The sequence below is a fragment of the Shewanella submarina genome (assembly GCF_042646185.1).
Lineage (GTDB): Bacteria > Pseudomonadota > Gammaproteobacteria > Enterobacterales > Shewanellaceae > Shewanella > Shewanella corallii.
Window position 1 is genome coordinate 1,131,808 of sequence record NZ_JBHRTD010000018.1, and the last position, 26,400, is coordinate 1,158,207.

At 43.8% G+C, this 26,400-nt stretch carries 25 protein-coding genes; 22 read left to right on the top strand and 3 right to left on the bottom strand.

The window, feature by feature from the left end; genetic code table 11:
* Positions 1–18: 18 nt before the first annotated feature.
* From ACFOE0_RS22145 to ACFOE0_RS22160, 4 genes are all read left to right on the top strand, one after another.
* Positions 19–810: a ParA family protein gene (locus tag ACFOE0_RS22145; protein WP_248934693.1), complete on the top strand. Its 792-nt coding sequence runs from the start codon at positions 19–21 to the stop codon at positions 808–810.
* Positions 794–1,843, top strand: coding sequence for a chemotaxis protein CheW (locus ACFOE0_RS22150; protein WP_248934694.1), 1,050 nt, complete (start codon positions 794–796; stop codon positions 1,841–1,843). Before ACFOE0_RS22145 ends, ACFOE0_RS22150 begins: the two co-directional genes overlap by 17 nt.
* A 7-nt stretch (positions 1,844–1,850) precedes the next feature.
* Positions 1,851–2,342, top strand: coding sequence for a chemotaxis protein CheW (locus ACFOE0_RS22155; RefSeq protein ID WP_115135510.1), 492 nt, complete (start codon positions 1,851–1,853; stop codon positions 2,340–2,342).
* 182 nt (positions 2,343–2,524) lie between these two features.
* Positions 2,525–2,935, top strand: coding sequence for a DUF2802 domain-containing protein (locus tag ACFOE0_RS22160; protein WP_248934695.1), 411 nt, complete (start codon positions 2,525–2,527; stop codon positions 2,933–2,935).
* A gap of 73 nt (positions 2,936–3,008) precedes the next feature.
* On the opposite strand, the gene ACFOE0_RS22165 is transcribed toward ACFOE0_RS22160, so the two are convergent.
* Positions 3,009–3,299, bottom strand: coding sequence for an EscU/YscU/HrcU family type III secretion system export apparatus switch protein (locus ACFOE0_RS22165; RefSeq protein ID WP_248934696.1), 291 nt, complete (start codon positions 3,297–3,299; stop codon positions 3,009–3,011).
* Between the two features lie 3 nt (positions 3,300–3,302).
* The gene (locus ACFOE0_RS22170; RefSeq protein WP_248934697.1) at positions 3,303–4,529 is read right to left on the bottom strand and encodes a hypothetical protein; all 1,227 of its coding nucleotides are present in this window, start codon (positions 4,527–4,529) and stop codon (positions 3,303–3,305) included.
* 251 nt (positions 4,530–4,780) lie between these two features.
* Between ACFOE0_RS22170 and ACFOE0_RS22175 the strand changes: the two genes are divergently transcribed.
* Both ACFOE0_RS22175 and ACFOE0_RS22180 read left to right on the top strand, forming a co-directional pair.
* Complete coding sequence (locus ACFOE0_RS22175; RefSeq protein ID WP_248934698.1) at positions 4,781–5,551, top strand: MlaA family lipoprotein; 771 nt, start codon at positions 4,781–4,783, stop codon at positions 5,549–5,551.
* A gap of 42 nt (positions 5,552–5,593) precedes the next feature.
* Positions 5,594–6,697, top strand: a complete 1,104-nt coding sequence (locus tag ACFOE0_RS22180) for a response regulator (RefSeq protein WP_248934699.1) — start codon at positions 5,594–5,596, stop codon at positions 6,695–6,697.
* A gap of 97 nt (positions 6,698–6,794) precedes the next feature.
* On the opposite strand, the gene ACFOE0_RS22185 is transcribed toward ACFOE0_RS22180, so the two are convergent.
* The gene (locus tag ACFOE0_RS22185; RefSeq protein ID WP_248934700.1) at positions 6,795–8,318 is read right to left on the bottom strand and encodes a peptide MFS transporter; all 1,524 of its coding nucleotides are present in this window, start codon (positions 8,316–8,318) and stop codon (positions 6,795–6,797) included.
* A 444-nt stretch (positions 8,319–8,762) separates the two neighbouring features.
* Here ACFOE0_RS22185 and rfaH point away from each other — a divergent pair, with 444 nt between their 5' ends.
* The 16 genes from rfaH to ACFOE0_RS22265 all read left to right on the top strand — a co-directional run bounded on the left by rfaH (position 8,763) and on the right by ACFOE0_RS22265 (position 26,399).
* Positions 8,763–9,305 (top strand): transcription/translation regulatory transformer protein RfaH, encoded by a 543-nt coding sequence (gene rfaH / locus ACFOE0_RS22190; protein ID WP_248934701.1) that lies wholly within the window; start codon positions 8,763–8,765, stop codon positions 9,303–9,305.
* 624 nt (positions 9,306–9,929) lie between these two features.
* Entirely contained in the window at positions 9,930–12,704 is a 2,775-nt protein-coding gene (locus tag ACFOE0_RS22195) for an SLBB domain-containing protein (RefSeq protein WP_248934702.1), read from the top strand.
* Positions 12,705–12,780: 76 nt separating this feature from the next.
* Complete coding sequence (locus ACFOE0_RS22200; protein ID WP_248934703.1) at positions 12,781–13,755, top strand: Wzz/FepE/Etk N-terminal domain-containing protein; 975 nt, start codon at positions 12,781–12,783, stop codon at positions 13,753–13,755.
* Between the two features lie 112 nt (positions 13,756–13,867).
* Positions 13,868–14,938 (top strand): dTDP-glucose 4,6-dehydratase, encoded by a 1,071-nt coding sequence (gene rfbB, locus ACFOE0_RS22205; protein ID WP_248934704.1) that lies wholly within the window; start codon positions 13,868–13,870, stop codon positions 14,936–14,938.
* Positions 14,935–15,816: a glucose-1-phosphate thymidylyltransferase RfbA gene (gene rfbA / locus ACFOE0_RS22210; protein ID WP_248934705.1), complete on the top strand. Its 882-nt coding sequence runs from the start codon at positions 14,935–14,937 to the stop codon at positions 15,814–15,816. Before rfbB ends, rfbA begins: the two co-directional genes overlap by 4 nt.
* 3 nt (positions 15,817–15,819) lie before the next feature.
* Entirely contained in the window at positions 15,820–16,707 is an 888-nt protein-coding gene (gene rfbD / locus ACFOE0_RS22215; protein ID WP_248934706.1) for a dTDP-4-dehydrorhamnose reductase, read from the top strand.
* Positions 16,708–16,709: 2 nt separating this feature from the next.
* Positions 16,710–17,255 carry a dTDP-4-dehydrorhamnose 3,5-epimerase gene (gene rfbC, locus ACFOE0_RS22220; RefSeq protein ID WP_248934707.1) on the top strand — a complete coding sequence of 182 codons (546 nt, stop codon included), beginning with the start codon at positions 16,710–16,712 and terminating at the stop codon, positions 17,253–17,255.
* A gap of 11 nt (positions 17,256–17,266) precedes the next feature.
* Positions 17,267–17,686: a sugar 3,4-ketoisomerase gene (locus tag ACFOE0_RS22225; protein ID WP_248934708.1), complete on the top strand. Its 420-nt coding sequence runs from the start codon at positions 17,267–17,269 to the stop codon at positions 17,684–17,686.
* Positions 17,667–18,125: an acyltransferase gene (locus ACFOE0_RS22230; RefSeq protein ID WP_248934709.1), complete on the top strand. Its 459-nt coding sequence runs from the start codon at positions 17,667–17,669 to the stop codon at positions 18,123–18,125. The genes ACFOE0_RS22225 and ACFOE0_RS22230 overlap by 20 nt, the downstream gene beginning before the upstream one ends.
* A 1-nt stretch (position 18,126) precedes the next feature.
* On the top strand, positions 18,127–19,239 hold the full coding sequence (locus ACFOE0_RS22235; protein ID WP_248934710.1) for a DegT/DnrJ/EryC1/StrS family aminotransferase: 1,113 nt from the start codon (positions 18,127–18,129) through the stop codon (positions 19,237–19,239).
* A gap of 14 nt (positions 19,240–19,253) precedes the next feature.
* Entirely contained in the window at positions 19,254–20,153 is a 900-nt protein-coding gene (locus tag ACFOE0_RS22240) for a glycosyltransferase family 2 protein (RefSeq protein WP_248934711.1), read from the top strand.
* A 172-nt stretch (positions 20,154–20,325) separates the two neighbouring features.
* The gene (locus tag ACFOE0_RS22245; RefSeq protein WP_248934712.1) at positions 20,326–21,807 is read left to right on the top strand and encodes a hypothetical protein; all 1,482 of its coding nucleotides are present in this window, start codon (positions 20,326–20,328) and stop codon (positions 21,805–21,807) included.
* Positions 21,808–21,811: 4 nt separating this feature from the next.
* The gene (locus ACFOE0_RS22250; RefSeq protein WP_248934713.1) at positions 21,812–23,173 is read left to right on the top strand and encodes a Coenzyme F420 hydrogenase/dehydrogenase, beta subunit C-terminal domain; all 1,362 of its coding nucleotides are present in this window, start codon (positions 21,812–21,814) and stop codon (positions 23,171–23,173) included.
* A gap of 22 nt (positions 23,174–23,195) precedes the next feature.
* On the top strand, positions 23,196–24,314 hold the full coding sequence (locus ACFOE0_RS22255) for a polysaccharide pyruvyl transferase family protein (RefSeq protein ID WP_248934714.1): 1,119 nt from the start codon (positions 23,196–23,198) through the stop codon (positions 24,312–24,314).
* Positions 24,315–24,367: 53 nt separating this feature from the next.
* Positions 24,368–25,534, top strand: a complete 1,167-nt coding sequence (locus ACFOE0_RS22260) for a glycosyltransferase (protein WP_248934715.1) — start codon at positions 24,368–24,370, stop codon at positions 25,532–25,534.
* On the top strand, positions 25,524–26,399 hold the full coding sequence (locus tag ACFOE0_RS22265) for a glycosyltransferase family 2 protein (RefSeq protein ID WP_248934716.1): 876 nt from the start codon (positions 25,524–25,526) through the stop codon (positions 26,397–26,399). The genes ACFOE0_RS22260 and ACFOE0_RS22265 overlap by 11 nt, the downstream gene beginning before the upstream one ends.
* Position 26,400: the final 1 nt, after the last annotated feature.

Below are 26,400 nucleotides of genomic sequence, written 5' to 3' on the forward strand. Positions count from 1 at the left end.
ACGCATTTAGGGTAGAAATTGAAGGTCTGGACGATAGCCAATCAAAAAGGTGGGGTAGGTAAAACCACCACTGTAGCCAGTCTGGCCGGTTTGTTGGCGAGACAGGGGCAAAGAGTGCTCATGGTGGATACCGATCCCCATGCCTCTCTGGGGTATTACCTGGGGATTGACTCTGAAGAGGTCCCAGGCTCTTTGTATGACCTGTTTCAGGCACATAAAACCCTGAACACAGAACAGGTAAAAGGGCTGATTGTCCCGACTCTGGTGGATAATCTGGACCTGTTGCCAGGGACTATGGCGCTGGCAACTCTGGACAGAGCATTGGGGCATCAGGAGGGCATGGGGCTGATTTTACGCAACATGCTTAAGCTGCTTGATGATGATTACGATGTTGCCATTATCGACTGTCCGCCGGTTCTGGGTGTCTTGATGGTAAATGCCATGGCTGCAAGTCAGCATATCGTTATCCCGGTACAGACTGAGTTTCTGGCGATAAAAGGATTGGATCGTATGCTTAAAACTATGGAGTTAATGGGGCGCTCCAAGCATACGCAATATAGCTTCACCATAGTGCCGACTATGTATGATCGACGAACCAAGGCGTCGCCGGCGGCATTGCAAAAGCTGGGTGAAGAATACGGCGACAGTCTTTGGCCTGATGTAGTGCCGGTTGATACCAAATTCAGAGACGCCAGTCTGGCTAATTTACCGGCACCTCAGTACGCACCATCCAGTCGAGGTGTTAAAGCCTATGACAAGTTATTGGATTATTTAATTGCCGGGGAATTTGACCATGTCAGCAACGGGTGATTCCGCGGTATTTGATTACTTCAGTTTATTGCTGAAAGAGCCGATATCATCTATTGGGGATGACGAGTCGGATTTAGCTGTGGCTGAACCTGGCCTGGATAGAAGGCCAGCGCCTGAAATAGAGCCCGTTACCAAGTTAATGGCTGAAGATATCGATAATTTGATGACAGCAACTCTGGATAAGCCTGAGGTGGACAGGGCTGTGCTTGAGCGCTTATTGGCGCCTGTGGTGTCACCTGAAGTAGAGACTGAGAAGGTTGACCCAGGAGTTATGACCTCACCTGAGGTTAAGATAGCGCCCCGGGTCAAGGCGAGCACCAAAGCTCAAACCAAAGCGAAAACCAGTGCCCAAACTGGCACCAGAGTTGAAGACAGTCCGGTAAGCAAGCTGGCTGAACCTGAGGTTAAAACTAAGCTTAATACCAGCGAGGAAGAGCCAGCCACCGCCACAGAACCAGTCAGGCGTCTGGCGGATATAGTGGCTGAAGATCTTGCAGGCTTGACCAGTACCAAGGTTACTCCAGAGACGCAAACGGGCAGCGTACCCCCAGCGAATACCGGGTTACTTGCCGATAGTCTGGAAGATGATTTCCAGGTGCTGTTTTTCAAAATTGCAGGTTTGACACTGGCAGTTCCTCTGGTGAGTCTGGGCGGAATCGTCAGGCTGGAGAAGTTGAATCATATTATTGGTCGCCCAGCCTGGTATCTTGGGTTGCAGAACCACAGAGGTGAGCAGATTAACGTCGTGGATACCTGCGCCTGGGTGATGCCGGAACATATAGATAAAGAGTCGGTTGAATCGAAAAATTATCAATATGTTGTACAATTAACAAAGAGCAACTGGGGTTTGGCTTGCGAATCCCTGTTGAATGCGACCCGAATCGACAAGTCGCAGGTCAATTGGCGCACCAAACCAGGGAAACGCCCATGGTTGGCGGGGGTCGTCAAGGAACAGATGTGTGGCATTTTGAATGTAGACGCTTTGATTACTATGCTTGATGCAGGGTTAGGGTGTCAGGATCCGATTGGCTGAGGTAATTATGACCGAAACTAGTAGCGTAGCAGCAGTGGCAACCAAGGAAGACGCTGTATTGCAATGGGTAACGTTTCATCTTGATAATGAAACGTACGGCATTAATGTGATGCAGGTGCAGGAAGTGTTGCGGTACACGGAGATTGCGCCGGTTCCTGGTGCGCCGCACTACGTGCTGGGCATTATTAATCTGCGTGGTAACGTGGTTACCGTGATTGATACCCGTTCCCGCTTTGGTTTGCCTTCCACCGAGGTAGACGACTCTACCCGGATTGTGATCATCGAGGCTGAAAAGCAGGTTATCGGTATTCTGGTAGACAGTGTTGCTGAGGTGGTCTATCTGCGCAGCAGTGAAATTGATAATACGCCTAATGTTGGTACTGAAGAGAGCGCCAAGTTCATTCAGGGGGTTTGTAATCGTGAAGAAGAGCTGCTTATTCTGGTGGACTTGGATAAATTGCTGACAGACGAAGAATGGGCTGATCTGAAAGAGATGTAGACCTCAGCTTCATATTAAAACCCGCTTATATGCGGGTTTTTTTGTGCCAACAATTGAAGAAGGGTCCATAGGATAAAGTAGATTTTTGGTATCTAAATTGCAGGAATCAACCCAAATGAAGAATCGGTGGCAGAATTCTGACACACCATTCTTGGTTTATGTTGGCTAAAGTGAGAGTCGTAATGTCGGTAAATCCTGAATTATTGGTTGTAGTCGCGGTATTCCTGATCGCTTTATTGGGTTTGGGGATATGGGTAAGACAAAGTATGCGTTTGATGACTGCCAAACTTGAAGCAACAACTCTGGTGCTGAGAGAAGCGGAGAAACAAACTGAGCAGCTGCGTCAGGAGTTAACAGAGCTAAGAAGTGGGACTATAGGTGTGGGACGTCGTGTCCTCGACCTGGAAAAGTCACTCAAACAACAACAGGCCCGACTGGAAGAGAATGCCGAGCAGGATCCTGGCGCCAGACTTTATACCCGCGCGGCGAAGATGGTCGGTTTGGGGGCGGGGGTTGATGAACTTGTCGCTGAGTGTGAATTGCCCAGAGCCGAGGCAGAGCTACTGTTGAGACTTCATCGTAAGGCCGGATAAGTTGCGTTATTAAACCCAGCAAGCCTTCCTGGGTACTTTGGAAAAGTAAGCTGGTGCCGACCCTGTGTTATCCCTATAAAGTGACATCTATACCTTCAGCCTCCCATCCGGGAGGTGTTTTGCCTTCCAGCAGGTATATAAAGGCCAGCAGTTCAGCCACAACCCTATATACCTCCTCCGGAATGGCAGTTCCCTCTTCCAGCATCGACAGGTATTCGCACAGGTAAGGATCTTCATGAATGGGGATTCCTGCTTGCTTCCCCAATTCGATTAGTGACTCTGCATTAACGCCAGTGCCTTTGGCCAACAGAATAGGGGCGCCTATACCTTCGTAGTGGAGTGCTGTTGCCTTTTTTATTGTCATTATCTATTTCGCCTCATCAGTGTCACCGAAATGGCCGTCTGTCTCGTTGATAACGGCCTGTAATGGAGCCAGTTGAAACCCAAGGCGAGTCAACCTGGTGCTGATAACAGGGAACAGCCTGTATGCTTTTGCTATCCACTCCTTGCTTGGCAAACTGAGTTTAATTGTCAGGCGTTGCTGCTGATTTGAGACATCGACGCTCACAGGCCCTTTCTCTGACATCAATGAAAGCTTGAGCTGCCAACCGCGTTCGGCGAGGGAGGACTTACTCTCGGGGCTCTGATGATATGTTTGTACGGTTAATTGAGATAATCGAACCTCCCCCGGGCCATTTTTGCTTTGATAAGGCAGCAGCCACTCGCGCTTTCCAGCGTTATGGCTATGGTTTCTCAGCTGTATACTTTGCAAGGCTTTGAACAGGTCTGCCATAGAGGAGAGGCTGTTTGTACTGCGTTGTAAGGGCTCACTTTGTCGATATCGCTTGCTGATATTGGACGATTGCCTGCCGAGTAATGAGAGCAGCAAGCTGGCCAGGGGAGAAGCGCTTGCGGGTTGCTGGCTGTTGAACTCGAGAAGGTGCGTTTTAAGTAGTGCAGGGTTAAATAACTGCAGCAAGGTCGGCAAGGGGGAAAGCGAAAGCTGGGATTGACGGTCTGAATGATACAGGTAAGCGAGAGAGCGAAGGATAAGCTCTGAAGATGAGCCTTGTACGGCTGGCTTTATGATGCCCAATGAAGAAGGGCTTTGCACTGTATTTAATTGCTGTTCTGAGGCAGACAGCCGGGTCACCTTTCCCAGGAGGATGGCTGGATACAGGAAAACCTTTGCAGTGCTGTTGTTTTCGAAGCGAGCGAAAATGACGGAGTCGCCTTGCAAAAGGTGCGGCAGTGACAGACGCAATGTTCCCAGTTCTATTTTCCTTTGCTCTGTTCTTAGCTGAATGTAATCCGATGGCTTAATGCTGTGCTGGATAGCAGCCAATTGCATTGCGGACAGAGTGAGCTGTTCACCCGTTCCAAGACGGTAAAGCATTGCTTGCCCACCCTGAAAACCAAGCAGCATGCTGGACTGGGGGATGGGCATTTGAGACCTATATTGAATGCCGCCGCTCACTAAAGTATGAGTGCCGGTCCTGACAGCAGTTTGCCAACCAGTTGACTCGCTCACGGCATTTTTAAGCGAGCTTGAGGCAGATGCTGCATTTTCAGGGGATTTGACTGTATTGAGCATGTCTGATCCCATATTCGACTGAATAGACACTATTATTCACAAATAAAAATTGATTCTGTTTTCACAGTCAGTATCCTTTCCCGGCTAAGGCTATTTTAACCCTTGGAGCGATAGTTGACTTTGTAGAGCGTCGCTACAGGGAAAAGGGCACATTCATTAAAAAAGCGATAAAAAGCGCTTATGGACTTATCGTCATATGCGCCGGAATACTTTAGGGCGATACTCTGTTCCGGTGACAACAAGAGAGAAATATGAAATATCAGCTGATATTTATGGTGCTTTTCGCCGGACTGGGGTCTGGCTGGGCGTCAGCGCAGGAGCAGGAAAGCTCCACAACAGAGACCATTGAAGTGGTTTACGATGATCCAAGAGACCCATTGGAAGGTTTTAACCGTGCCATGTGGGACTTCAACTATGACTATCTGGACAGGTATATCGCCAAGCCTGTTGCTCACACCTATAAAGATTATGTGCCTGATCCGGTTAAGCTGGGCCTGATTAACTTTGTTTACAACCTGGAGGAGCCCTCCAGTCTGGTCAACAACACGCTTCAGGGTAAATGGGGCTATGCGGCCAACGCCGGTGGCCGGTTTGTAGTTAATACCACTATAGGTCTTGCCGGGCTTATTGATGTCGCCGACATGATGGGAATGCAGCGTAAGCAGGATGACTTTAACGAAGTGCTTGGTTACTACGGTGTGCCCAATGGTCCCTATGTCATGGCTCCTGTATTGGGTCCTTATGTTACCCGTGAAATCGCGACTGATTGGGTGGATGATCTATACTTTCCTTTGTCGGAATTGACCTTTATTCAATCGGCATTGAAATGGGGTATTAAAAGTCTGCATGCACGAGCAGATGCTATCGATCAGGAGCGTTTGATTGACAACTCGCTGGATCCCTATACCTTTGTAAAGAATGCTTATTTTCAACATATGGATTATAAGGTTTATGACGGCAATGTCCCTGTAACCCAGGACGATGACGAATTGCTGGATGAATACTTAGACGAGCTGGATTAACCCCGAAAACAATAAAAGGGTAACCGGCCAGAAGGATCTGACATGGCGTTACCCGATGTATCCGTGTTGTTGGTGGAGGACGACCCGGTATTCAGAAAATTAGTCGCAGACTTCCTGCACAGCCGTGGTGCTGCAATAACGGAAGCCTGTGATGGTCAGGATGGCATCGATAAGTTCCAACGAGCTGATTACGATGTGGTGCTGGCAGACCTCTCCATGCCCAATCTCGGCGGGCTGGACATGCTGAAAGAGATGTCCCGCCTCAAGCCAGGCACTCCCTCTATCGTTATTTCAGGAAACAATGTCATGGCTGATGTTGTTGAGGCACTGAGGATCGGAGCCAATGATTACTTGGTGAAACCTGTGATGGACTTGCTCGCTATCGAGCAGGCGATACACCAGTGTCTGCAACATAGAATGGCGCAACCACTGACTGCCGATCTCGAAATGCTGTCGCATCAGGAGCTGGAGGATAACCTCGAACTGCTCTCGCAAAATGCACAGGCAGCAGGGCAGATTCAAACCCAACTCTTCCCTGAACCTGTTCAAAAATCTGCGCTGGCGGAAGTGTCCTATACCCTGTTTAAACAGAGTGAGGTCAGCGCTTACTTCGTTGATTCCGCCATGATTGGCAAGCGCCATATGATGATTTACATGGCGCATTTCAATCCTGAGGATAACCGCTCCGCATTTGCTTCAGTGTTGCTCAGGAGCTTTATCAATCAAAAACTTAAGGCTCATCGGAACGGTGCTAACAGTGTAGTGCTGGAGCCATACAATCTGCTTTGTTATCTCAACGACAGATTGGTGAAGTCGGGGTTGGACCTTACAGTCGATATGATTTACCTGGTAGTGGATACAGAGCAACACAGAGTCGCGATTGCTCAGGCTGGCCAGGGGCTAAGGTGTTACATCCGCAATTCAGAAGGGATTATGCCTCTGGCGATGCATGATTCGTTGCAGTTGGGAATACTTGGGTGGGGGAAGCCGAGTTCCCAGTTTCGTAGCCTGGAGATAGGTGAGTCACTCTGTATTGTCAGTCATGCTGCAGAGCATAAGGAAAGGCTTCTTGGTAACAGGTTCACTGGGTTGACCTATGACTCTGGAGTCAGTGGCGGGGGCTATATTCAACTGTCACTGAACTGATTTTTATTGGTCGCCACAAGGCAGATTCAATGGCCATTGAACCAATAAAAAACGCCTCAATTAGAGGCGTTTTTTAATTCAGAAATGAACAGCCAAATTAAGCTTTAGGAGCGTCTTTAATAATGGCTTCGTGCTCACCGGTTACAGCGATCTCTTCTTCCAGCGCTTCTTCTTCATTTTTATGGTGGCTTTCTTCAGCACCATGCATCCAGTCAACCAGCTTGTCAGCCATGAAGTACAGCAGGACTGCAGAAACTGTTGCCGTAATTGCGATACCAGAGAAGATAGCCATGGCGTTTGCCAGCTGGTCTTCCTGAGAACCACCGCTGCCAATCAGAGAACCAACCAGACCAGCGACTTTGTTTGCGGCCGCAATAAACAGGAACCATGCACCCATCATCAGAGAAGCGATACGCAGCGGAGCCAGTTTAGTCACCATGGACAGACCAATTGGAGACAGACACAGCTCACCCATGGTGTGGAAGAAGTATGCACCCACCAACCACCACATGCTTGACTTGTTGGTTGGGTCACCATCCATTTCAACCACGGCGCCCATCATAAATACAAAGCCAACAGCCAGCAGGAAAAGACCCATGGCAAACTTCACAGGGGAGTTAGGCTCTTTGCTGCCCATACGCACCCAGATGGAAGCGATAACAGGGGCAAACAGTACGATGAAGATAGCATTCAGCGACTGGAAGTAAGTGGTTGGAACTTCCCAGCTACCAATGTAGCGGTCGGTAAAGTCATTGGTAAACAGGTTCATCAGACCGCCAGCCTGCTCGAAGCCGGCCCAGAAGATGATGGTGAACAAACCCATGACCATGATCACTTTGATGCGGTCACGCTCTTCTTTCGTCAGAGGTTCTTTACGGACTTCGCCACGTTCGGCAGCACGCTCTTTTTCAAGCTTGGCTGCTGGCACAGTACCAATGTCACCCAAAAGCTTCTGGGCGAACAGGAACTGGATAATCAGTGAAAGCACCATACCAATACCGGCACAGAAGAAACCTGCCTGCCAGTTGTTAACGAAGATCTCTTCGCCACCTACAATTTCGGTGTGACCAAAGTGGGTGTATGCCCAGGCCACGACGAAACCTGACAATGCTGCACCCAGGTTAATACCCATATAAAAGATGGTGAATGCACCGTCACGGCGATGGTCACCCTCTTCATAGAGGTCACCCACCATGGTGGAGATGTTTGGCTTAAACAGACCGTTACCCAGGATCAGGATACCCAGACCGATATAAAAGACGCTGGTCTCCATTCCAGGAATCCAATCATGAGGTGCTGCCAGAGTAAACTGACCAATAGCCATCAGTGCACCACCCAGATAAATAGCTTTACGCTGGCCTAGATAGTTATCGGCCAGCCAACCACCAATCAGAGGTGTCAGATATACCAGAGCGGTAAAAGTACCGTAGAGGGAAAGGGCGTCTGCCTGGGTCCAACCCAGACCACCACCACCTTGATTTTGAACCTGATCAACCAGATACAGTACCAAAATGGCACGCATCGCGTAGTAACTGAATCGTTCCCATAGCTCAGTTGTAAACAACAGGAACAATCCCTTAGGGTGACCCAATACAGTCCCCTGGGGTTTTGCTGCGCTCATTAAAACTCCACCTTCAGCTTGTGTACGTCTGACCGGCTACATTGGCCGTCAGAATTTATCGGCAAACTGACTTTTCCACGACAGCAACGACAAATGTCAGGTCTGGGTTGCTACCACCAAAAAGGCAATTCACTGGACTTTTTTATAGTTGTTGGCATCGAAATGCCCAAAATGCCCAGTTTATATACCCTTTAAGCGGGGTAGAAGTCAACGAAAGAGGGCGTTTCGCTTGCGTTTATCCTGACTTATCGAGGAGGGGGAATTAACCCACCCCTCAGTGGGTGTAACTAGACTTTTGTATTACAAAATTAACCGCACTGATACAAGGTGATACAAAGTGAGCAGCCAGTTAATGGATGCTTTTAAATAGACCCGCATTTTAGTAGAATTCTCGCCAGCAAAAGGATTGCTGAACCCATCTTATTGATACCACGAGAGTTGCAAATGAATGCATGGTACCTGCTGTACTGTAAGCCCAAAAATGAAATACGGGCGCAACAAAATCTGAATTTGCAACATATCCAGACTTATCTCCCTATGGTTCGACAAAAAAGAACCCTGCGTGGCAAAGACGTGGTCGAGTCTGTTCCTCTGTTTCCCAATTATATCTTCGCCCGATTTGATCCTGCCGTGACCAGTGTCGCCCGTATTAAATCTACCCGGGGTGTCGCCAGTATTATTGATTGTCGCGAGCAGATGACGCCTTTGTGTCACCTGGTTTTTGCGTTGCGCAGACAGGAAAAAGCGTTGGGAATTCTGAATGAAGATGGGTTGCCATTGGAGGACTTGGCTGAAGACCTGGAGATAGAGATACCTGAGTTCCAGCCCGGTGAAAAAGTGAAATTCAAAGACGGTCCTTTTGCTGCCCTTGAAGGGGTGTTTGAGCAAAAAAGCGGTGATAAAAGGTGCATGGTGCTGCTGCAGGTTCTTGGGAAACTCCAGTCAACCAAAGTGTCCATTGAGCAACTGGTCAGAGTTGAGGGGTGAGAAATCTGCCTTCTCGGGTGTAAGACATTTGCCATGTGACTATGTTCATTTTGGGTTCAGTTTGACGCCGGGAGAATAAATAGTCGAATTAATGTTCCGCATTAGATGCGCTCATTAGAGTCAAGCGCTGAATCTTGGTGAATATAAAGTGATTTAATGACAGTCGCTGGATTTGTGAACAGATTGTGTTGTTAAGAGTTGCTATAATTCCGCGCTTGATCTGCGCCTCCTGCTGTTAGGCAAGGCAATAGATTGGAGGCTGGTTAGAGTTAATAGTGTTGGAGGGGCCGCAACACTAAGTTGAGTTGGTGAAGGCACAATCCAGATAACATTTACGAATAACGATTTTTGAAGTCATTATCCGTAAGTTATTAAAAAATAGATGTTTAGAGGAATCTAAGGGCAATTTGGAGGCCGCAATCCATGGGCGGTAGCGTGCCTGAATCCCAGAACGCGACTTCGTCGCTGCGGAGCGGCCGTTGGTCTACTGATAAGCGTAGCGGTCTGTTGTCGACTCTCTATAATCGGATTTCACCCAGAACCTCGAACTAAATTCTGCTCACCCCTCGAGCATTCAAAATAATTCCAATCGTTAATCTTGTTGTTTTTGCCACGGAGAGACCGGTGTTTAACAAAACCAAAACCCTGATCATTGCAGGCCTTAGCGCTTTTGCAATCCTGACGGGACAGGCCAATGCCATTACCCCATCCCCCCAAATGATTGAGCAATTCAAGCAACTGCCAAAAGCTGAGCAGGAGCGACTGGCTCGTCAATACGGTATTGACCCATCGATGCTCAGTGGTAAAGCCGGGGGGAATAACAACCAGACAATGGAAAACCCCAACTTGATTAACCCTCGCACCGGGATGCCAATGGGTAACGACCCGATGATGCCAATGCAAGTGCAGGAAGGGGACCAGAAAAAAGAGCTTACTTTCGAAGAAAGCGAAGAGAAACAGGAACTGAAGCGTTTTGGTATTGACCTGTTCGCTGGTGAACCCACTACTTTTGCACCAGTATCAGACGTACCGGTTCCTTCCGAGTATGTGGTGGGCCCTGGTGATAACATCAAGGTACAGCTCTATGGCAAGGACAATAAAGAACTTAACCTGATGGTTAACCGTGACGGCACCATTCAGTTTCCTGATTTGGGCCCAATCTCTGTTGCTGGCTTGACCTTTTCTGAATTGCGTCAATCTCTGGCGAAGCAAATTAAAAACCAGATGATTGGCGTTGAGTCCAACATCACTATGGGTGAGTTGCGTTCAATCCGTATCTTTGTTGCAGGCGATGCTTATAAGCCCGGGTCATACACGGTTTCCAGTTTGTCTACCGTTACTCAAGCCTTATTTGTAGCCGGCGGAGTCAACGACATTGGCTCATTGCGTCATATCCAGGTCAAGCGAAACGGTAAACTAGTAGGGTCATTTGATCTCTACGACTTGCTAATGAAGGGCGATGCATCCGGTGATGTACGTTTGCAGTCAGGTGACGTGGTATTTATTCCTTCTGTTAAAGATCAAATCAGAGTGACAGGTGAGGTGCGTCGTCCAGCAATCTATGAGCTTACTAAAGGCGATACACTGGCTGATGTTTTGACTATGGCCGCAGGTCTCAAATCCGGTGCCTATCCAAAGTCCAGTTCAATTGAACGATTCAATGCTCAGGGATTGAAATCTGTTATCAATGTTGACTTAACACTTGCTAAAGGAAAGCAGCTTAAAGCCCGTGGTGGTGATGCACTGAATGTTAAAAGCGCATCAAACCAATTTGAAGATGCGATTACCGTCGTCGGTGCGGTCGTTCGCCCAGGTAAATACCAATGGTATCAAGGGCAACGGGTCAGTGACCTGTTGCCGTCAATCTGGGGTGAGCTGGCGATGTCCGCTGATCTGGATTTTGGCTTAATTATCCGAGAGAAGAACGATTTCGGTGACATTGAAGTCCATCAATTTGCTCCGGGTCTCGCCATCATTAATAAAGATGCTTCCCAAAATCTGAAGTTAAAGGCTCGTGATAAAGTCATTATCTTCAATTTCAATGACGAAACTCAAAATCGTTATGCGCTGAACAAGCTGGTTAAAGAACGTGTTGAGAAAGTCACCGCACTTTCCGGTGACAGCTTGATTGGCTCAGATCTTTTCAAGGCTGGTTTCTCTCAATTGCAGCAAAGAACGCTTTCACAGCGTCACGAGCTGGGTGGTGTAGTGATCAGCAGTGACTCTGAAGCTATGTCTGATGAGCAGCAGAAACTTATCACTGGCGAAGTGAACAAAATGCTTGCCAACATGTTTGAAGATGCCGATCTCATTAAGCTTAGCGGCGAGATGAACCGTAATGAGCTGCTTTATCCGATAATCATCAAATTGAACAGCCAGGCCAGGGCTGGCGACCCTGTTCAGGTCGTCGCTATCAATGGCGAGGTTCGTGCTCCAGGCTTATACCCATTATCAGTTGGTGGGAAAGTGCTGGACTTGGTTAAGGCAGCCGGTGGCTTAAAAGAAGGAGCCTATACTACCCGTGCGGAATTAACCCGTACTGTGACCAGCGAGGCTGCTTCTACAATTGAACACAAAACCGTTGCTCTTAATCAAGCGCTGAAAGGCGAATCAAACGCCAATATATTACTGGAAGGCAGAGATATTTTAACCGTTAAAACTACCCCCGATTGGCAGGACTATCAGTCTGTAGAAATTCGTGGTGAAGTGAAATTCCCAGGCGTTTATAACATTCGACGTGGTGAAACCTTGGCAGATGTTCTGAATCGTGCAGGTGGTTTTACTGAGTACGCTTACCTTCCTGCTTCCGTGTTTGTACGTGAATCTGTGCGTAAACAGGAACAACTGGAAATTAAGAAGCTTGCTGATCAATTACGTCGTGATATTGCGACTCGTGGGGTTTCTAAAGATGGAAACGTCGTTAATTACGCTGATGCTCAGTTGATGCTTACTGATTTGGAAAATATCCAACCAGTAGGTCGCTTGGTTGTCGACTTACCGGCAATTGCATTGGGTGTTCAACAAGCTGATTTGCAGTTAGAAGATCAAGATGTGCTTTATGTTCCATCTACCCGTCAAACTGTGTCTGTTATGGGAGAGGTGCAACACGCAGCAACTCACCGGTACAAGAAAGGTCTGACAGTAGAAGACTATGTCGATATGTCTGGCGGCCCCCGCCGTCGTGCCGATGATGACCGCACTTATGTATTGAAAGCAGACGGTAGCGTAATGCTTCCAAGTGCTTCGATGTGGTTCAATAACCGTGATGAGCTTATTCCTGGTGACACAGTAATTGTGCCTCTCGACACTGAGTACAAAGATAATCTGACGTTGTGGAGTCAAGTTACTCAGATTATTTATAACACCGCAGTAGCTGTGGCAACGATCAGCGGCTTATAACCGTTGAAGGTAGTATTGGTAAATTCAGGGCGCTCAAAATGTGAGCGCCCTAAACCTAGAATCTAGAACTCAATATATGAATAAAGAAATACAACCTAACTACCAAGACGGACATTTTCAAGGTAACACCCGGTATTTAGAAAGCTCCGATGAAATTTCTCTCCGTGAGCTTTTTTCTGTCATCTGGAAAGGTAAATGGCTGATTATTGCTATCACAGCAGTGTTTGCTATCGGCTCTGTGATATTCGCTCTTGCTCAACCTAATGTATATAAATCTGAAGCGTTGTTGGCTCCAGCTGAAGCTGAAGGTAGTGCTGGCGGATTAGCAGCTTTGGCTGGACAATTTGGCGGTTTGGCAAGCATGGCGGGAATTAACCTCGACAGTAACGGCGCCGATAAGACTGAAATGGCAATCCAAGTGATGAAGTCTCGTCAGTTTTTGACTAACTTTATTGAAAAACATGGGATATTGCCTGAATTGATGGCCGCAAAAAAATGGGATATGCACAATAACCAAATTGGTTATGATGATAAAGTGTATGACCCAAAAGGGGAAAGGTGGGTTCGAAAAGTTGCCCCTCCATTCAAGTCAGAACCATCAATGCAGGAAGCGTACAAAGAGTTTTTGAAGATATTTAGTATCAGTAAATCTAAAACCACAGGTATGGTTACGGTCACAGTAAAGCACTTGTCTCCATATGTTGCTCAACAATGGGTAGAATGGTTGATTATAGATATAAATGAAGTGATGAAGCAGCGTGATGTAGAAGAAGCAATTCGTGGCCAAAACTTCTTGGAGCAGCAATTGAGAAAGACGAATGTCGCCGATATGCGAGCGGTATTATATCAATTGATGGAACAAGCTCAAAAGACCATTATGTTTGCAAATGTTCGTGAAGAATACGTTTTTAAAACGATTGATCCTGCAGTTGTACCAGAAGAAAAAAGTGAACCTAAACGCTCTTTGATATGCATATTAGGTACACTGTTTGGTTTTGTTATTGGCTTGGTAATAGTATTCCTTAAATACTTTCTTGTTAGTAAAAAATAACTGCAAGTTAACTAATGGATAGCATTCCTAAACTGTTTTTTTAGTCGTAACAGTTTTGGTTTAGCTTAAATAATCGTTTTAAATAGCCATTTATTTATATTTGAGATTGATGATGAAAATTTTGGTAACAGGTGGTGCAGGTTTTATCGGGTCTGCAGTTGTAAGACATATTATAGAAAATACAAACGATATTGTAATAAACCTCGATAAACTCACGTATGCTGGAAACTTAGAATCCATCGGTAAAGTATCTTTGAGTGAGCGATATATCTTTGAGCAAGTTGATATATGCGATAGCGAGGAAGTCGAACGCATCTTTGTAGAACATCAGCCAGATGCCGTTATGCACTTGGCCGCTGAATCTCATGTTGACCGCTCAATTGATGGGCCTGCTGCCTTTATCCAGACCAACTTGGTGGGTACATTCAATCTTCTGGAATGTGCCCGCAAATATTGGCAGGCTTTGCCGTTAGACAAGCAGGCTAGTTTCAGGTTCCACCATATCTCTACCGATGAGGTTTATGGCGATTTAGAGGGGACAGATGATCTGTTTACCGAAACAACCTCATACGCACCAAGTAGCCCGTATTCCGCTTCCAAAGCGGGTTCAGACCACTTAGTTCGAGCCTGGGGCAGAACCTATGGTCTGCCGATTTTAATCACCAATTGCTCGAACAACTATGGCCCTTACCACTTCCCTGAAAAACTCATTCCTCACATAATTCTTAATGCGATTCATGGCAAATCGCTGCCAGTATACGGAGACGGTAATCAGATTCGAGACTGGTTGTACGTTGAGGACCACGCGCGCGCACTTTATAAGGTTGTGACTGAAGGAAAAGTTGGTGAAACCTACAATATCGGCGGCCACAATGAAAAACGAAACATTGAGGTTGTGCGAACAATCTGTGATCTGTTAGAGGAATTGGCACCGACCAAACCTAAAGGAGTGGATCACTATCAGGACCTGATTACGTTTGTGAAAGATCGTCCTGGCCATGATGTCAGGTATGCCATTGATGCCCGTAAAATAGCCAACGAACTTGGATGGACACCTGAAGAAAGCTTTGAAACGGGTATTCGTAAAACCGTCGCTTGGTACCTCAACAACACTAACTGGTGGGAAAGAGTCATGTCAGGAGAATACCAATTGACTCGTCTTGGGGAAGGAGAGCAGGAATGAAAGGCATAGTGTTAGCAGGTGGGTCTGGTACCCGGCTTTACCCTTTGACCAGAGGGACCTCCAAACAACTATTACCTATTTATGATAAACCTATGGTTTATTACCCTATTTCAACACTCATGCTCGCTGGAATAAGGGAAATTCTGATTATCACAACTCCCGAAGACAAGCCAAACTTCCAGCGTTTACTGGGTGATGGTTCAGATTACGGTATTCAATTGGAGTATCGGGTGCAACCATCTCCTGATGGCTTAGCACAGGCATTTATCATAGGTGAAGACTTCATCGGTGATGATAACGTCTGCTTGGTGTTGGGAGACAACATATACTACGGCCAAAGCTTCACCGAAACGTTACAACGGGCAGCAAGTCGCGGTCATGGAGCGACAGTTTTCGGGTACCAGGTCAAAGATCCACAACGCTTTGGCGTTGTGGAGTTTGACGCAGATATGAAGGCAATATCGATTGAAGAAAAGCCCGAGTCTCCAAAGTCCGATTACGCTGTAACGGGCCTCTATTTTTATGACAATCGCGTTGTTGAGTGGGCGAAAGAAGTTGAACCCTCTGCTCGTGGCGAACTAGAGATCACGAGCCTTAATCAACGTTACCTTGAAGATGGTTCACTGAATGTAGAGCTACTTGGACGAGGGTTTGCCTGGCTTGATACCGGGACCCACGAAAGCTTGCATGAAGCTTCATCTTTTGTGCAAACCATAGAAAATGTTCAGGGGCTTAAAGTTGCTTGTCTTGAAGAAATTGCGTGGCGCAACGGTTGGTTGAGTGATTTGCAGATGCTAGAGCTTGCTAAGCCGATGATGAAAAATGACTACGGGCAATATCTCTGCAAATTGGTTTCAGAACAATCAAAAGGCCGTTAACCAATGAGAATAGTCGTTACGGGTTGTCAGGGGCAGGTAGGCCGATGTTTGGTTAAGCGCTTAAATGAGCGATCTGATATCGAGCTTTATGCATTGGACAAAACAGCTCTGAATATTGTCGATGGCGAGCAGGTAAGCGCATTGCTTGAGAAAATCGCCCCGGATGTGATCATAAATGCTGCGGCGTATACCGCTGTAGATAAAGCGGAGCAGGAAGAGGATTTGGCTTTCGCTATTAATTGCACTGGCCCAGAAAACCTTGCAAAGGCAGCCAAGACAAACAATGCGCTGTTGCTACATATTTCAACAGATTACGTATTTGACGGCGTTAAAGCTGAGCCTTATCAGGAACTCGACGAGACTAACCCTCAAACCGTTTACGGTCAAAGCAAACTGGCCGGAGAAAAGCAGATCCAGTTGGTGGGTTGTCGCCATGTCATTCTTCGCACCGCGTGGGTTTTTGAAGAGCACGGACATAATTTCGTCAATACGATGTTGAAACTGGCCACAAAGCCGGAGCTGGGAATCGTCGGTGATCAACTGGGTGGTCCAACATATGCCGATGATATTGCTGCAGCATTGATTAGTATGATGATCCAGATACAGACTGACAAAAAGGCGTGCCGAGAGATTGTTCACTTTTCGGGGGCTCCTCACTGCAGTTGGTTCGATTTTGCCGAGGAAATTTTCAACACTGCTATCAATTGTGGTCGCTTGGGATCTAGTCCAGCATTGAAAAAGATTGCGACTGTGGATTATCCATTACCTGCATCCAGACCAGCGAATTCAATGCTGGACTGCAGTAAAATCAAAGTCGTTTTTGGTATTGAGCCGAGTAACTGGAAGTTAGGACTGAGCAAAGTCATAGCATTCAGTGAGTTAGAGAATTAAGTATGAAAGTTATCGATACGACTATACCTGATGTGAAAATCATCGAGCCGACAGTGTTTGGTGATGAACGAGGTTTCTTTATGGAAACCTGGCAACAGCAGAAGTTTGAAGAGTTGGTTTCCGGACGCCCTACCAATTTTGTACAGGATAACCACTCTAAATCTAAGAAAGGCATCTTGCGTGGTTTACATTACCAGACAGAGCATACCCAAGGAAAACTGGTGAGGGTTGTATCTGGTGAGGTCTTTGATGTTGCAGTGGATATTCGACAAAACTCTAAGACATACGGAAAGTGGGTTGGAGTTTACCTATCTGCTGAAAATAAGCGTCAACTGTGGATACCTGAAGGCTTTGCTCATGGGTTTTATGTTACGAGCGAAGAGGCAGAGTTTGTATACAAGTGCACTGATTACTATAACAGCGGATCAGAGATTTCGATTCGATGGGATGACCCTGCTATAGCCATCGAATGGCCTCTATCCGAAACCCCGCAGCTATCTTTGAAAGATAACAATGCGATTAGTTTATGCGATGCTCCGACAATTTAAATGGTGCGCTGATGTCAATAGTTAAAATGTTAAAGTTCAATGCTCTTGGCGATGAACGTGGTAGTTTAATTGCTCTCGAGCAAAATAATAATATCCCATTTGAAGTTAGGCGAATTTATTATATTTTCGATACAAAAAAAAATGTGATTCGTGGTCTACATGCGCATAAAAACTTAAAGCAGGTAGCTATTGCTATTAAGGGTAGTTGCCGCTTTGTACTGGATGATGGAACGGCTAGAGAAGATGTATGGCTTAAGTCACCAAATGAAGGATTGTTGATCGATTCGTGTTTGTGGAGAGAAATGCATGACTTTAGTGAAGATTGTGTATTGATGGTAGTCGCTAGTGAAAAATATGATGAAAGTGACTACATTCGTAACTATGAAGATTTTTTGAAAGAGTGCGAAGCAAATGATCCATCCACTAAGTGATGTCCAAACCGATAGTATTGGTCAAGGAACTAGAGTCTGGCAATTTTCAGTAATTTTGGCGGGAGCTAAAATAGGAAGCAACTGTAATATATGCGCTCATACGCTAATTGAGAATGATGTTCTAATTGGGGATAACGTTACGGTTAAGTCCGGGGTTTATATCTGGGACGGTATAACAATAGGTAATAATGTTTTCGTTGGTCCTTCAGCAACCTTTACTAATGATAAAACTCCAAGGTCAAAGGTTTATCCAGAACAGTTTTTAAACACAATCGTTTGTGATGGTGTGTCTATTGGTGCAAATGCAACAATACTACCAGGCATCAAGCTTGGACATAATTGTATGGTGGGAGCAGGAGCTGTCGTAACAAAAGATGTGCCGCCGAATGCGGTCGTTGCCGGTAATCCCGCTAAGATTATAAAGTATTTAGAGAGATAAAATGATTAACTTCCTGAGTTTAAAATCCATAAATAGCCAATACAGTAACGAGTTAAAAGACGCATGTTCAAGAGTCATCGATTCTGGCTGGTATATAATGGGTCCGGAATTAGAAGCTTTTGAATCAGAGTTTGCTCAGTATTGTGGAACTGAATATGCCATAGGTGTGGCAAATGGTTTGGATGCTCTGGTGTTAACTATACGCGCCTGGAAAGAGCTGGGTAAATTGAACGTTGGTGATGAGGTGATTGTTCCTGCAAATACGTATATAGCCTCGATACTTGCAATTTCTGAGAATGGGTTAACTCCCGTTTTGGTTGAGCCTGATGAAGAAACTTTAAATATTTCACCAACAAATATTAGGGCGGCAATAACCGACAAAACCAAGGCCATACTACCAGTTCATCTTTACGGCTTAATTTGCCCTATGCCTCAAATCATGGAGATAGCCCAGGAATTTGAACTGTTGGTATTGGAAGACTGCGCACAGGCTCATGGCGCAAATATGGATGGTAAGAAAGTAGGAAGCTGGGCACATGCTGGCGCGTTCAGTTTTTATCCAGGGAAGAACCTTGGAGCACTCGGTGACGCAGGAGCTATCGTAACCAATGACAATGAATTAGCAAATGTCATAAGGGCGCTGAGAAATTACGGTTCTCACCGAAAATATGAGAACCAATACAAAGGTGTCAATTCACGTTTAGATGAGATTCAGGCAGCGATGCTGAGGGTTAAACTGAAGCACTTGGATGCTGAAACTGCTCGCAGACAACAAATTGCGGCTAAATACCTCATTGGACTAGCCACTGTTGAACAGATTAAGCTACCGACTGTAAATAATCAGAATGAACACGTATGGCATCTATTTGTAATTCAAACTGATTGTAGACAAGATTTAGCAGACCACTTGCTGAACTCAGGAGTTCAAACATTAATTCATTATCCTATCGCGCCGCATGCCCAGCAAGCATATGCTAGTGAATTTGATGGTTACGATTTGCCAATCACTGAACGCATTCATTCACAGGTCTTGTCGTTACCGATTGATCCTACTATGTCCGATATTGATGTTGACTTTATCATCAGCAGCATTAAGCAGTTTTACAAATCGTAGCAGTGGTAAAGATTATGACGCCTAGATTCTCCATCATAATTCCTCTTTATAATAAAAAAGGACTTATCAGTAAGACTATAGAAAGTGTGTTATCTCAGACGTACCTTAACTTTGAGATTATCGTGGTCGACGATGGTTCGACGGACGGTTCTATAGAGTCAATTTCAGGATTGAATGACGAACGTCTTAAGTTATTTAGAAAGGAAAATGGTGGAGTATCTTCTGCTAGAAACTATGGAATTAAAAAAGCCGAAGGACAATATGTCGCGTTTCTTGATGCTGATGATGAATACGAAATTAGTTTTTTAAAAAATATAAATTTGGCTATCGAACAGTTTCCTGACGCTGATGCTTTCTGCACAGGTTTTTTTAAAGTTAGAGGCCGAGAAAAACTTCGCTCATTCAATCCTGACAGATATGCAAAGTCACCTTTTCTGATAGAAGATTTTTACAGCCTATGGGCGATTGATTCATTTTTCTGTGCTTCATCAATTGTCGTAAGAAAGGAGTACTTTCAATACCATCACAAATGGTTTCCAGAAGGCGAATCACTAGGTGAGGACCAAGAAGTATGGTTTCACCTCGCAGAAAATGGCAGTTTGGTCCACATCCCGAAAGCTCTTTCGAAATACAACATGATGGCTGACGAGAATAGTTTGACTTCCCAGCGTCGTGTGGTCGAAGAGTTGCCTTTTATCACCAGACTAAAAAAACGAAAAGAAGGTAGCAGTTATATAAAAAGTATTGACTTGTTTATAGAGAAGTATGATCTTGAAAGAGCCTTCAACAATGCGAGAGTAGGGCATAAGAAAAAAGCAATTAAATTACTATTAGACAATTTTCGGGGACGACGATTTACCAAGCTAAAATTGATGGTCTTATTGGCTATTATTATGCCTGCAAAACGTGGTTAGACTATTATTAATGATATTGATTGCAAAATAATACAACACAATCCGTGATTTTTAATGACGCTGTGAATAGGTTGTTAAAAAATAAGTAACGATAATGCCATCCAGAAAATTTAATAGCCAGAATAATAAAAGGCTTCTAAAGAACTCAATCATTCTATACGCCAGAATGATATTGTCACTGATAATAACGCTTTATACTTCGAGACTAGTTTTACAATCTCTAGGTATAGAAGATTTTGGAATATTCTCTGTTGTCGGCGGCACCGTAACGATAATGTCTTTTCTCAGCGGGGCTATGGCTTCAGCTAACCAAAGATTTTTCTCTTATACATTGGGCGACTGTGGGAAATCTTCGATTGAGTTGAAAAACATATTCAATACTAGTTTGAATATTCATATTCTTATTGTATCGATAGGGATTGTAGTAGCGCTTACATTTGGATTGTATCTTGTCGATTCAGTTCTAAATGTTGAACCCGACAAGCAAGAGGCCGCTAAATTTATATTTTATTGTGCCGTATTTTCATTTTGCTGTAGCGTCATTCAGGTACCTTATAATGCATTGATAATTGCTTACGAAAAAATGACGGTTTTTGCTGCGTTAGGGATTGTCGATGTAGTATTAAAGTTTTTGGTAGCCATTTCTTTGCAGTTTCTAGCGACCGACAAGTTAGAGGCCTATGGTTTTTTACTCTGCATTTCTTCGTTTCTTGTATTGATATTCCATATGGCTTATGTGAAAACCAGATTTGCATGTTCAAAATATAGCTTTTATTGGGATCAAAAATTATTTAATACATTAATTTCATACACAGGGTGGAACCTTTTCGGTAACTTGTCATCTGTTATGTCGGTACAAGGAATTAACATAATCCTAAATGTGTTTTTCGGCGTCACGGTTAATGCTTCAAGGGCAATTGCGTTTCAAGTTCAGATGGCTGTAACCGGACTTATTAATAGCTTGATGACAGCCATTAATCCCCAGATTGTCAAATCTTATGCAAATGGAGATTTGTCCTATATGCAACATTTGGTTTTCAAAGGGACTAAATATTCTTTCATATTGATGTTTTTAATAAGTCTTCCACTAATGTTGCAGATTGACTACATATTAGACTTATGGCTCGGTGTGGTTCCTGAGTATGCAAATATTTTTTGTCAACTTATATTGGTTGATTCTTTAATAGTGATCTTATCTAGTGGCTTGATGACAGCTTTTCAAGCTACTGGTAAAATCAAAGCTTATCAAGTTATTGTAGGTGGAATATTGCTCCTTAATATTCCCATCTCTTATGCTTTTTTGTCCTTTGGTGCTGCTCCATATGTTGTTGCTTGGGTCGCAATTATGTTGTCTGTGTTGGCTTTCGGAGCAAGAATAGTTCTGTTAACCAGGGTGATGAGCTTTGATGTCATTTCTTTCTTCAAGTTGGTTATTCTGAAAGTTATATCTATCGTTGTCGTCGCGGGTTTGCCTTCCATAATTGTTAATTCTTTAGAGCTAACAACTAATTTGAAATTTTTTGTAGTCGTTTCGTCATCCATATTATTCATCGCTATCACGGTTTACTTTTTGGGTTTGGACAGCGACGAGCGAAGTTTTCTGAAAAAAATAGTCGCAACTAGTATAAGTAAACTAACGACCAATAGAGTGTAGATTTATGAGTTTTCGTAACGTTGTTCAAAATGGCTACTGCATAGGTTGTGGCGCATGTAAACTTGTAGAGAAAGAACTGAGATTTAAAAAGGTTGAAGGAATACCTGTTGTTAATCTGGATTCTATAGAAAGAGAAGATAACAATCGTTTGGACATGATTTGTCCGTTCTCAGAAGGCGCTGCTAGTGAGACAGAGATAGCGGATGAGTTATTCAAAGATGTTTCCTCATACGATGATAATATAGGAAGAGCTGTAGGGACTTATGCGTTTAGGCTAGATGACAAAAAAGTCACTGATAGTAGCTCCGGTGGTGGGGCAACTTGGATTTTACAGCAATTGTTACTTAAAGGAGAGATAGACAAAGTAATACATGTAAAGGAATCCAAGTCTTCTGACAGGCTATACGAATTTTCTATCTCAGAATCGGTAAGTTCATTGGAGGAAGGGCGTAAGTCGAAGTACTATCCTGTATCCTTAAATGAAATTATAGAAGCTGTTGCAAATGATACAGGATCAAATTATGCGATCACGGCAATTCCATGCTTTGCTAAAGCAATTAGGTTATTGCAGCGAAATGGCATGTTAACTAATATCAAATTTGTTGTTGGTATATTTTGTGGTCACTATAAGTCTGAGTATTTTCATCAATTTAATGCATTGCAGTTAGGCGTTAAGCCAAATAATATCAGGTCTTATGACTTCAGAGTTAAATCTGAGAATTTCAGATCTGACGACTACTTTATGTCAGTTACGGATTTAAGTAACAATACTAAATATGGACGTATAAGTGAACTTTTCGCCAATAGCTGGGGTTATGGGTTGTTTAAGCCAAAGGCTTGTGAATTTTGCGATGATATATCGGGTGAGACATGCGATATTGTTTTCGGTGACGCATGGCTTCCTAAGTATACTTCTGACTGGCGAGGTACGAACGTCGTAATCATACGTAACCGCGAGTTACTTAATCACTTCGAATCTCAAAATGATATTTATTTTGAAGCGATAAGTCCTCAGGATGTGATTAATAGTCAGCTGGGAAATTTCAGGCACCGTCGTGGTGGCGTGATTGCACGCAATAAATTTGTAAACGGTTGGAAGCCGAAGAAGAGAATAGAGCTTTGTCAAAAGCACTATACTGAAGACCGCTTTGATTTGTATAAAAGACGGTGGGAACTATCAGAGTATAGTCAAATGGAATTCACCTCCGCTGTCGGTTCAAGGAAGTATTTCCTATTTTTTACAAAGCTATTTATAAAGATCCTTAAGTTCGAACATAAAAACGGTGACTTATTTCGATTTGTGAAAAGTGAAGTCATTCGGGTATTGAGGCCCGTCGTTAGATTCTTGAAAAGAAGACACGTATAAGTATTGTTTACGGATTAGATTAATGAAAATTGCCATTCTCACTCAACCACTTTTTAATAATTATGGTGGACTATTGCAAGCGTTTGCTCTACAAAAATATCTAAAAGACAATGGTCACGATGTCTTGACGGTAGATTTTTATAGAGACGAGCCATCATTGCGGGATAGAGCTCGTGAAGTTGTCTACAACCTTATATGTAAGTATGTGTTAAGAAGACCGGTTGCTAACGTCTTTGCCATGTCAAAGTCCAAGCAAAGAGAGATTGCAAAACATACTGCACGATTCTGTGCAGAGAATATAAAGACGACGCAGACTATCAGATCATTATCGGAATTTGATTATATCAAAAATTATGGGTTCGATGCGTACGTCGTGGGCAGCGACCAAGTATGGAGACCCATTTATTCTCCAGGTCTACCAGCCTTCTTTTTGGACTTTGTTAAAGGCTATGATGTAAGACGTATAGCCTATGCCGCATCTTTCGGGGTTGATAATTGTAATGAATATACACAGCAAGATTTATCAAATTACTCACGGTGCTTGAGTCAATTTGATGCAATCGGAGTTAGAGAGTCATCTGCCGTAGACATATGTAGAGAGTCTTTTTCAGCTGATGCTATTCATGTGGTCGATCCAACGTTATTGTTGGACACATCCGATTATGCTGCCTTGGTTGAAAATGACCAAATTGCTGTTTCTGATGGCAATATGATGGTATACGTGCTTGATAAGAATCCAATAAAGCAGGATATGATAAAGAAGGTTGCTTCAATCAAAGGTCTTTCTCCATTTACTGTCATGCAGGATGCGGTTACAGGCATATTTCCTCCTGTTACGGCTTGGCTACGGGGATTTATGGACGCTAAATTCGTAGTAACAGATTCATTCCATGGAGTCGCATTTTCCATTATTTTTAATAAGCCTTTTATTGCGATAGCAAATAAAGGTAGGGGATTGGCGCGATTCACATCAATTCTAGAACTTTTTCAGCTTAAAGACAGATTGGTATTTGAAATAGAGGATGTTACTGAGGAGTTGGTCAATCGAGAGATCGATTTTGTGGCGGTAAATAATATTCGTTCAGCTGAGATTAAAAAGACAAAGTCATTCTTTGATTCAGCGCTCAATGCCAAAAAATAATATTGAAATCTTTATTTTTGATATGCCATTTCAATGTGACTAATGAGTAGAACGTGTCTATATTAAATAAGCTAAAGATTAAGGTTAAAAAGTCCACTCTCTTACTTAATATCTATGAGTCAATATTTCAGAGAGATTTGATTAACATATTTAGTTCTGTTTATGATAAGAAGGTACTGTTTAGCTATAGTACCTATCACTTCAGGAAAGGCAACTATGTTAAACACTCTAATTACAGCGAGTCACTGGTAATAGCTGAAGTTTTTCATAGTTTGGGGTATAAAGTCGATGTGGTAAACAACAATAGGTTTACCAAAGTTGATTTATCATCTTATGACGTTATTTTTGGTGAAGGACTACCGTTATATCAAGCTTTACAGTCTGAGACAAACGCGCTAAAGATTTATTATGGTACAGGTTCCCATCCGTTCCATTGTTCTCAGCAATCAATATCCAGATTGATCGATTTTTATCGACAAAAGGCGTTTTTGGCAACAGGTTCATTAAGAACCAACGATTACCGTTGGGGAGTAGCGGCGTCATTGGCTGATGCAGTTATATGTATAGGTAACGACGTCACAAGAAGCACATTTAAGGAGCAGGGCGCGTCAAGCGTATATAGTCTTGATCCCAGCTTTCACGCCAGAGAAGATGCATTAACCATTGGGCAATCAAAAGACTTTGACACATGTCGCCGCTCAGCCCTATGGTTTGGTAGCTACGGTCTCCTCCATAAAGGGTTGGACTTGGCCGTTGAAGCGTTTAGAGAAAACCCCAGTTGGACACTCCATATCTGTGGTTATACCGAAGCGGAAAAAGAACTACTGGATGCTATTAGTTTGCCCGAAAACGTAGTTGTACACGGTTTTGTCAATGTATTTTCGGAAGAATTTAAGGCACTTTGTCTTGATTGTGGGTTTGTCCTATTGCCTTCCTGTTCTGAGGGGCTAGCAACTGCGGTTATTACCTGTGTCGCTAATGGGGCCATGCTGCCAATTGTTACTAAGGAATGTGGTTTCGATATTGGAGACAATGGATTTAAAATAGAACTTTCAAAATTAAGTATTACTCAGGTTTTACATGAAGTAGATAAGCTTGAATCTGAGTTATTAAAAAGCAGGGCATTAGCTATTCAGGCTGATAGTTTGGAGAGATATTCTCTGGACAACTATAAAACAAGCCTTATAAATAGTATCAGGGATATTTTGGATGAATGTTAATCCTTTAATAAGCATAGTGGTTCCAGTTTATAATCATGAAAATTATATTGTTGAGTGTTTAGACTCCGTTATTTTGCAAGACTATAAAAATATAGAAGTCCTGATTTGTAATGATGGTTCAACAGATAATTCAGATGCTAAGATTAAAGAGTGGCTGGCTAAACACCCTGATATTAAAAGTAAATATATTAGTCAGGAAAACCAAGGGGTGTGTAAAACGTTAAACACCTTGGTGAGCCTTGCCCGAGGTGAATATATTACAATATGCGCGAGCGATGATAGCTTAACTTCAACTAGTATATCATCCCGATTAGAATGCTTGACGGCTTATCCTGATAAGCTTGCCTGTATTGGTGATGCCACAGTAATAGATCAACATTCTTCGGTTGTGTCGGATAGTGCGATGATATCTCTATATCATTCAAATATGTTTAGACTGCAAAAGAATATTGTCGATGAATTAGTATTACGTTGGGCTGTTGTGGGACCCACCTTGCTTATTAGCAAGAAAGCATATGATAAAGTTGGGTGTTACAATGAAGAACTTGCTATTGAGGATAGGGATTTCTATCTAAGGTTATTAGCCCATGATTTACTGGTATTTATACCACAAGCTGTCGCTAACTATCGAGTTCACACTGGTAATCTGAGTCGTAAGAGTGTAAATGCAAGGTTGGTGGTTGCGCTCGAAGTCGCAAAGTCAAATTTAATCAATAGTGAACTATATGAAGGCAAATTACGATGGTTTTTGAAAAGCCATAAATTGGATTTGTTACTGATCAACTATCGCGTTCCTAAGCTATCTTTTTTGTTGTTATCTATATACAAAGTGATTAGGAAAGCCATCGTAAAAGTAATTATTTGAT

Bases quoted from the DNA above. Each gene is read 5' to 3' on its own strand.
- ACFOE0_RS22150 (WP_248934694.1), top strand. From the start codon at position 794: ATGTCAGCAACGGGTGATTCCGCGGTATTTGATTACTTCAGTTTATTG.
- ACFOE0_RS22165 (WP_248934696.1), bottom strand. From the start codon at position 3,299: ATGACAATAAAAAAGGCAACAGCACTCCACTACGAAGGTATAGGCGCC.
- ACFOE0_RS22185 (WP_248934700.1), bottom strand. From the start codon at position 8,318: ATGAGCGCAGCAAAACCCCAGGGGACTGTATTGGGTCACCCTAAGGGA.
- ACFOE0_RS22250 (WP_248934713.1), top strand. From the start codon at position 21,812: ATGAGTTTTCGTAACGTTGTTCAAAATGGCTACTGCATAGGTTGTGGC.
- ACFOE0_RS22235 (WP_248934710.1), top strand. From the start codon at position 18,127: ATGATTAACTTCCTGAGTTTAAAATCCATAAATAGCCAATACAGTAAC.
- rfbB (WP_248934704.1), top strand. From the start codon at position 13,868: ATGAAAATTTTGGTAACAGGTGGTGCAGGTTTTATCGGGTCTGCAGTT.
- ACFOE0_RS22225 (WP_248934708.1), top strand. From the start codon at position 17,267: ATGTCAATAGTTAAAATGTTAAAGTTCAATGCTCTTGGCGATGAACGT.
- ACFOE0_RS22240 (WP_248934711.1), top strand. From the start codon at position 19,254: ATGACGCCTAGATTCTCCATCATAATTCCTCTTTATAATAAAAAAGGA.
- rfbD (WP_248934706.1), top strand. From the start codon at position 15,820: ATGAGAATAGTCGTTACGGGTTGTCAGGGGCAGGTAGGCCGATGTTTG.
- ACFOE0_RS22255 (WP_248934714.1), top strand. From the start codon at position 23,196: ATGAAAATTGCCATTCTCACTCAACCACTTTTTAATAATTATGGTGGA.
- ACFOE0_RS22160 (WP_248934695.1), top strand. From the start codon at position 2,525: ATGTCGGTAAATCCTGAATTATTGGTTGTAGTCGCGGTATTCCTGATC.
- ACFOE0_RS22200 (WP_248934703.1), top strand. From the start codon at position 12,781: ATGAATAAAGAAATACAACCTAACTACCAAGACGGACATTTTCAAGGT.
- ACFOE0_RS22175 (WP_248934698.1), top strand. From the start codon at position 4,781: ATGAAATATCAGCTGATATTTATGGTGCTTTTCGCCGGACTGGGGTCT.
- ACFOE0_RS22265 (WP_248934716.1), top strand. From the start codon at position 25,524: ATGAATGTTAATCCTTTAATAAGCATAGTGGTTCCAGTTTATAATCAT.
- rfbA (WP_248934705.1), top strand. From the start codon at position 14,935: ATGAAAGGCATAGTGTTAGCAGGTGGGTCTGGTACCCGGCTTTACCCT.
- ACFOE0_RS22180 (WP_248934699.1), top strand. From the start codon at position 5,594: ATGGCGTTACCCGATGTATCCGTGTTGTTGGTGGAGGACGACCCGGTA.
- ACFOE0_RS22170 (WP_248934697.1), bottom strand. From the start codon at position 4,529: ATGCTCAATACAGTCAAATCCCCTGAAAATGCAGCATCTGCCTCAAGC.
- rfaH (WP_248934701.1), top strand. From the start codon at position 8,763: ATGAATGCATGGTACCTGCTGTACTGTAAGCCCAAAAATGAAATACGG.
- rfbC (WP_248934707.1), top strand. From the start codon at position 16,710: ATGAAAGTTATCGATACGACTATACCTGATGTGAAAATCATCGAGCCG.
- ACFOE0_RS22230 (WP_248934709.1), top strand. From the start codon at position 17,667: ATGATCCATCCACTAAGTGATGTCCAAACCGATAGTATTGGTCAAGGA.
- ACFOE0_RS22155 (WP_115135510.1), top strand. From the start codon at position 1,851: ATGACCGAAACTAGTAGCGTAGCAGCAGTGGCAACCAAGGAAGACGCT.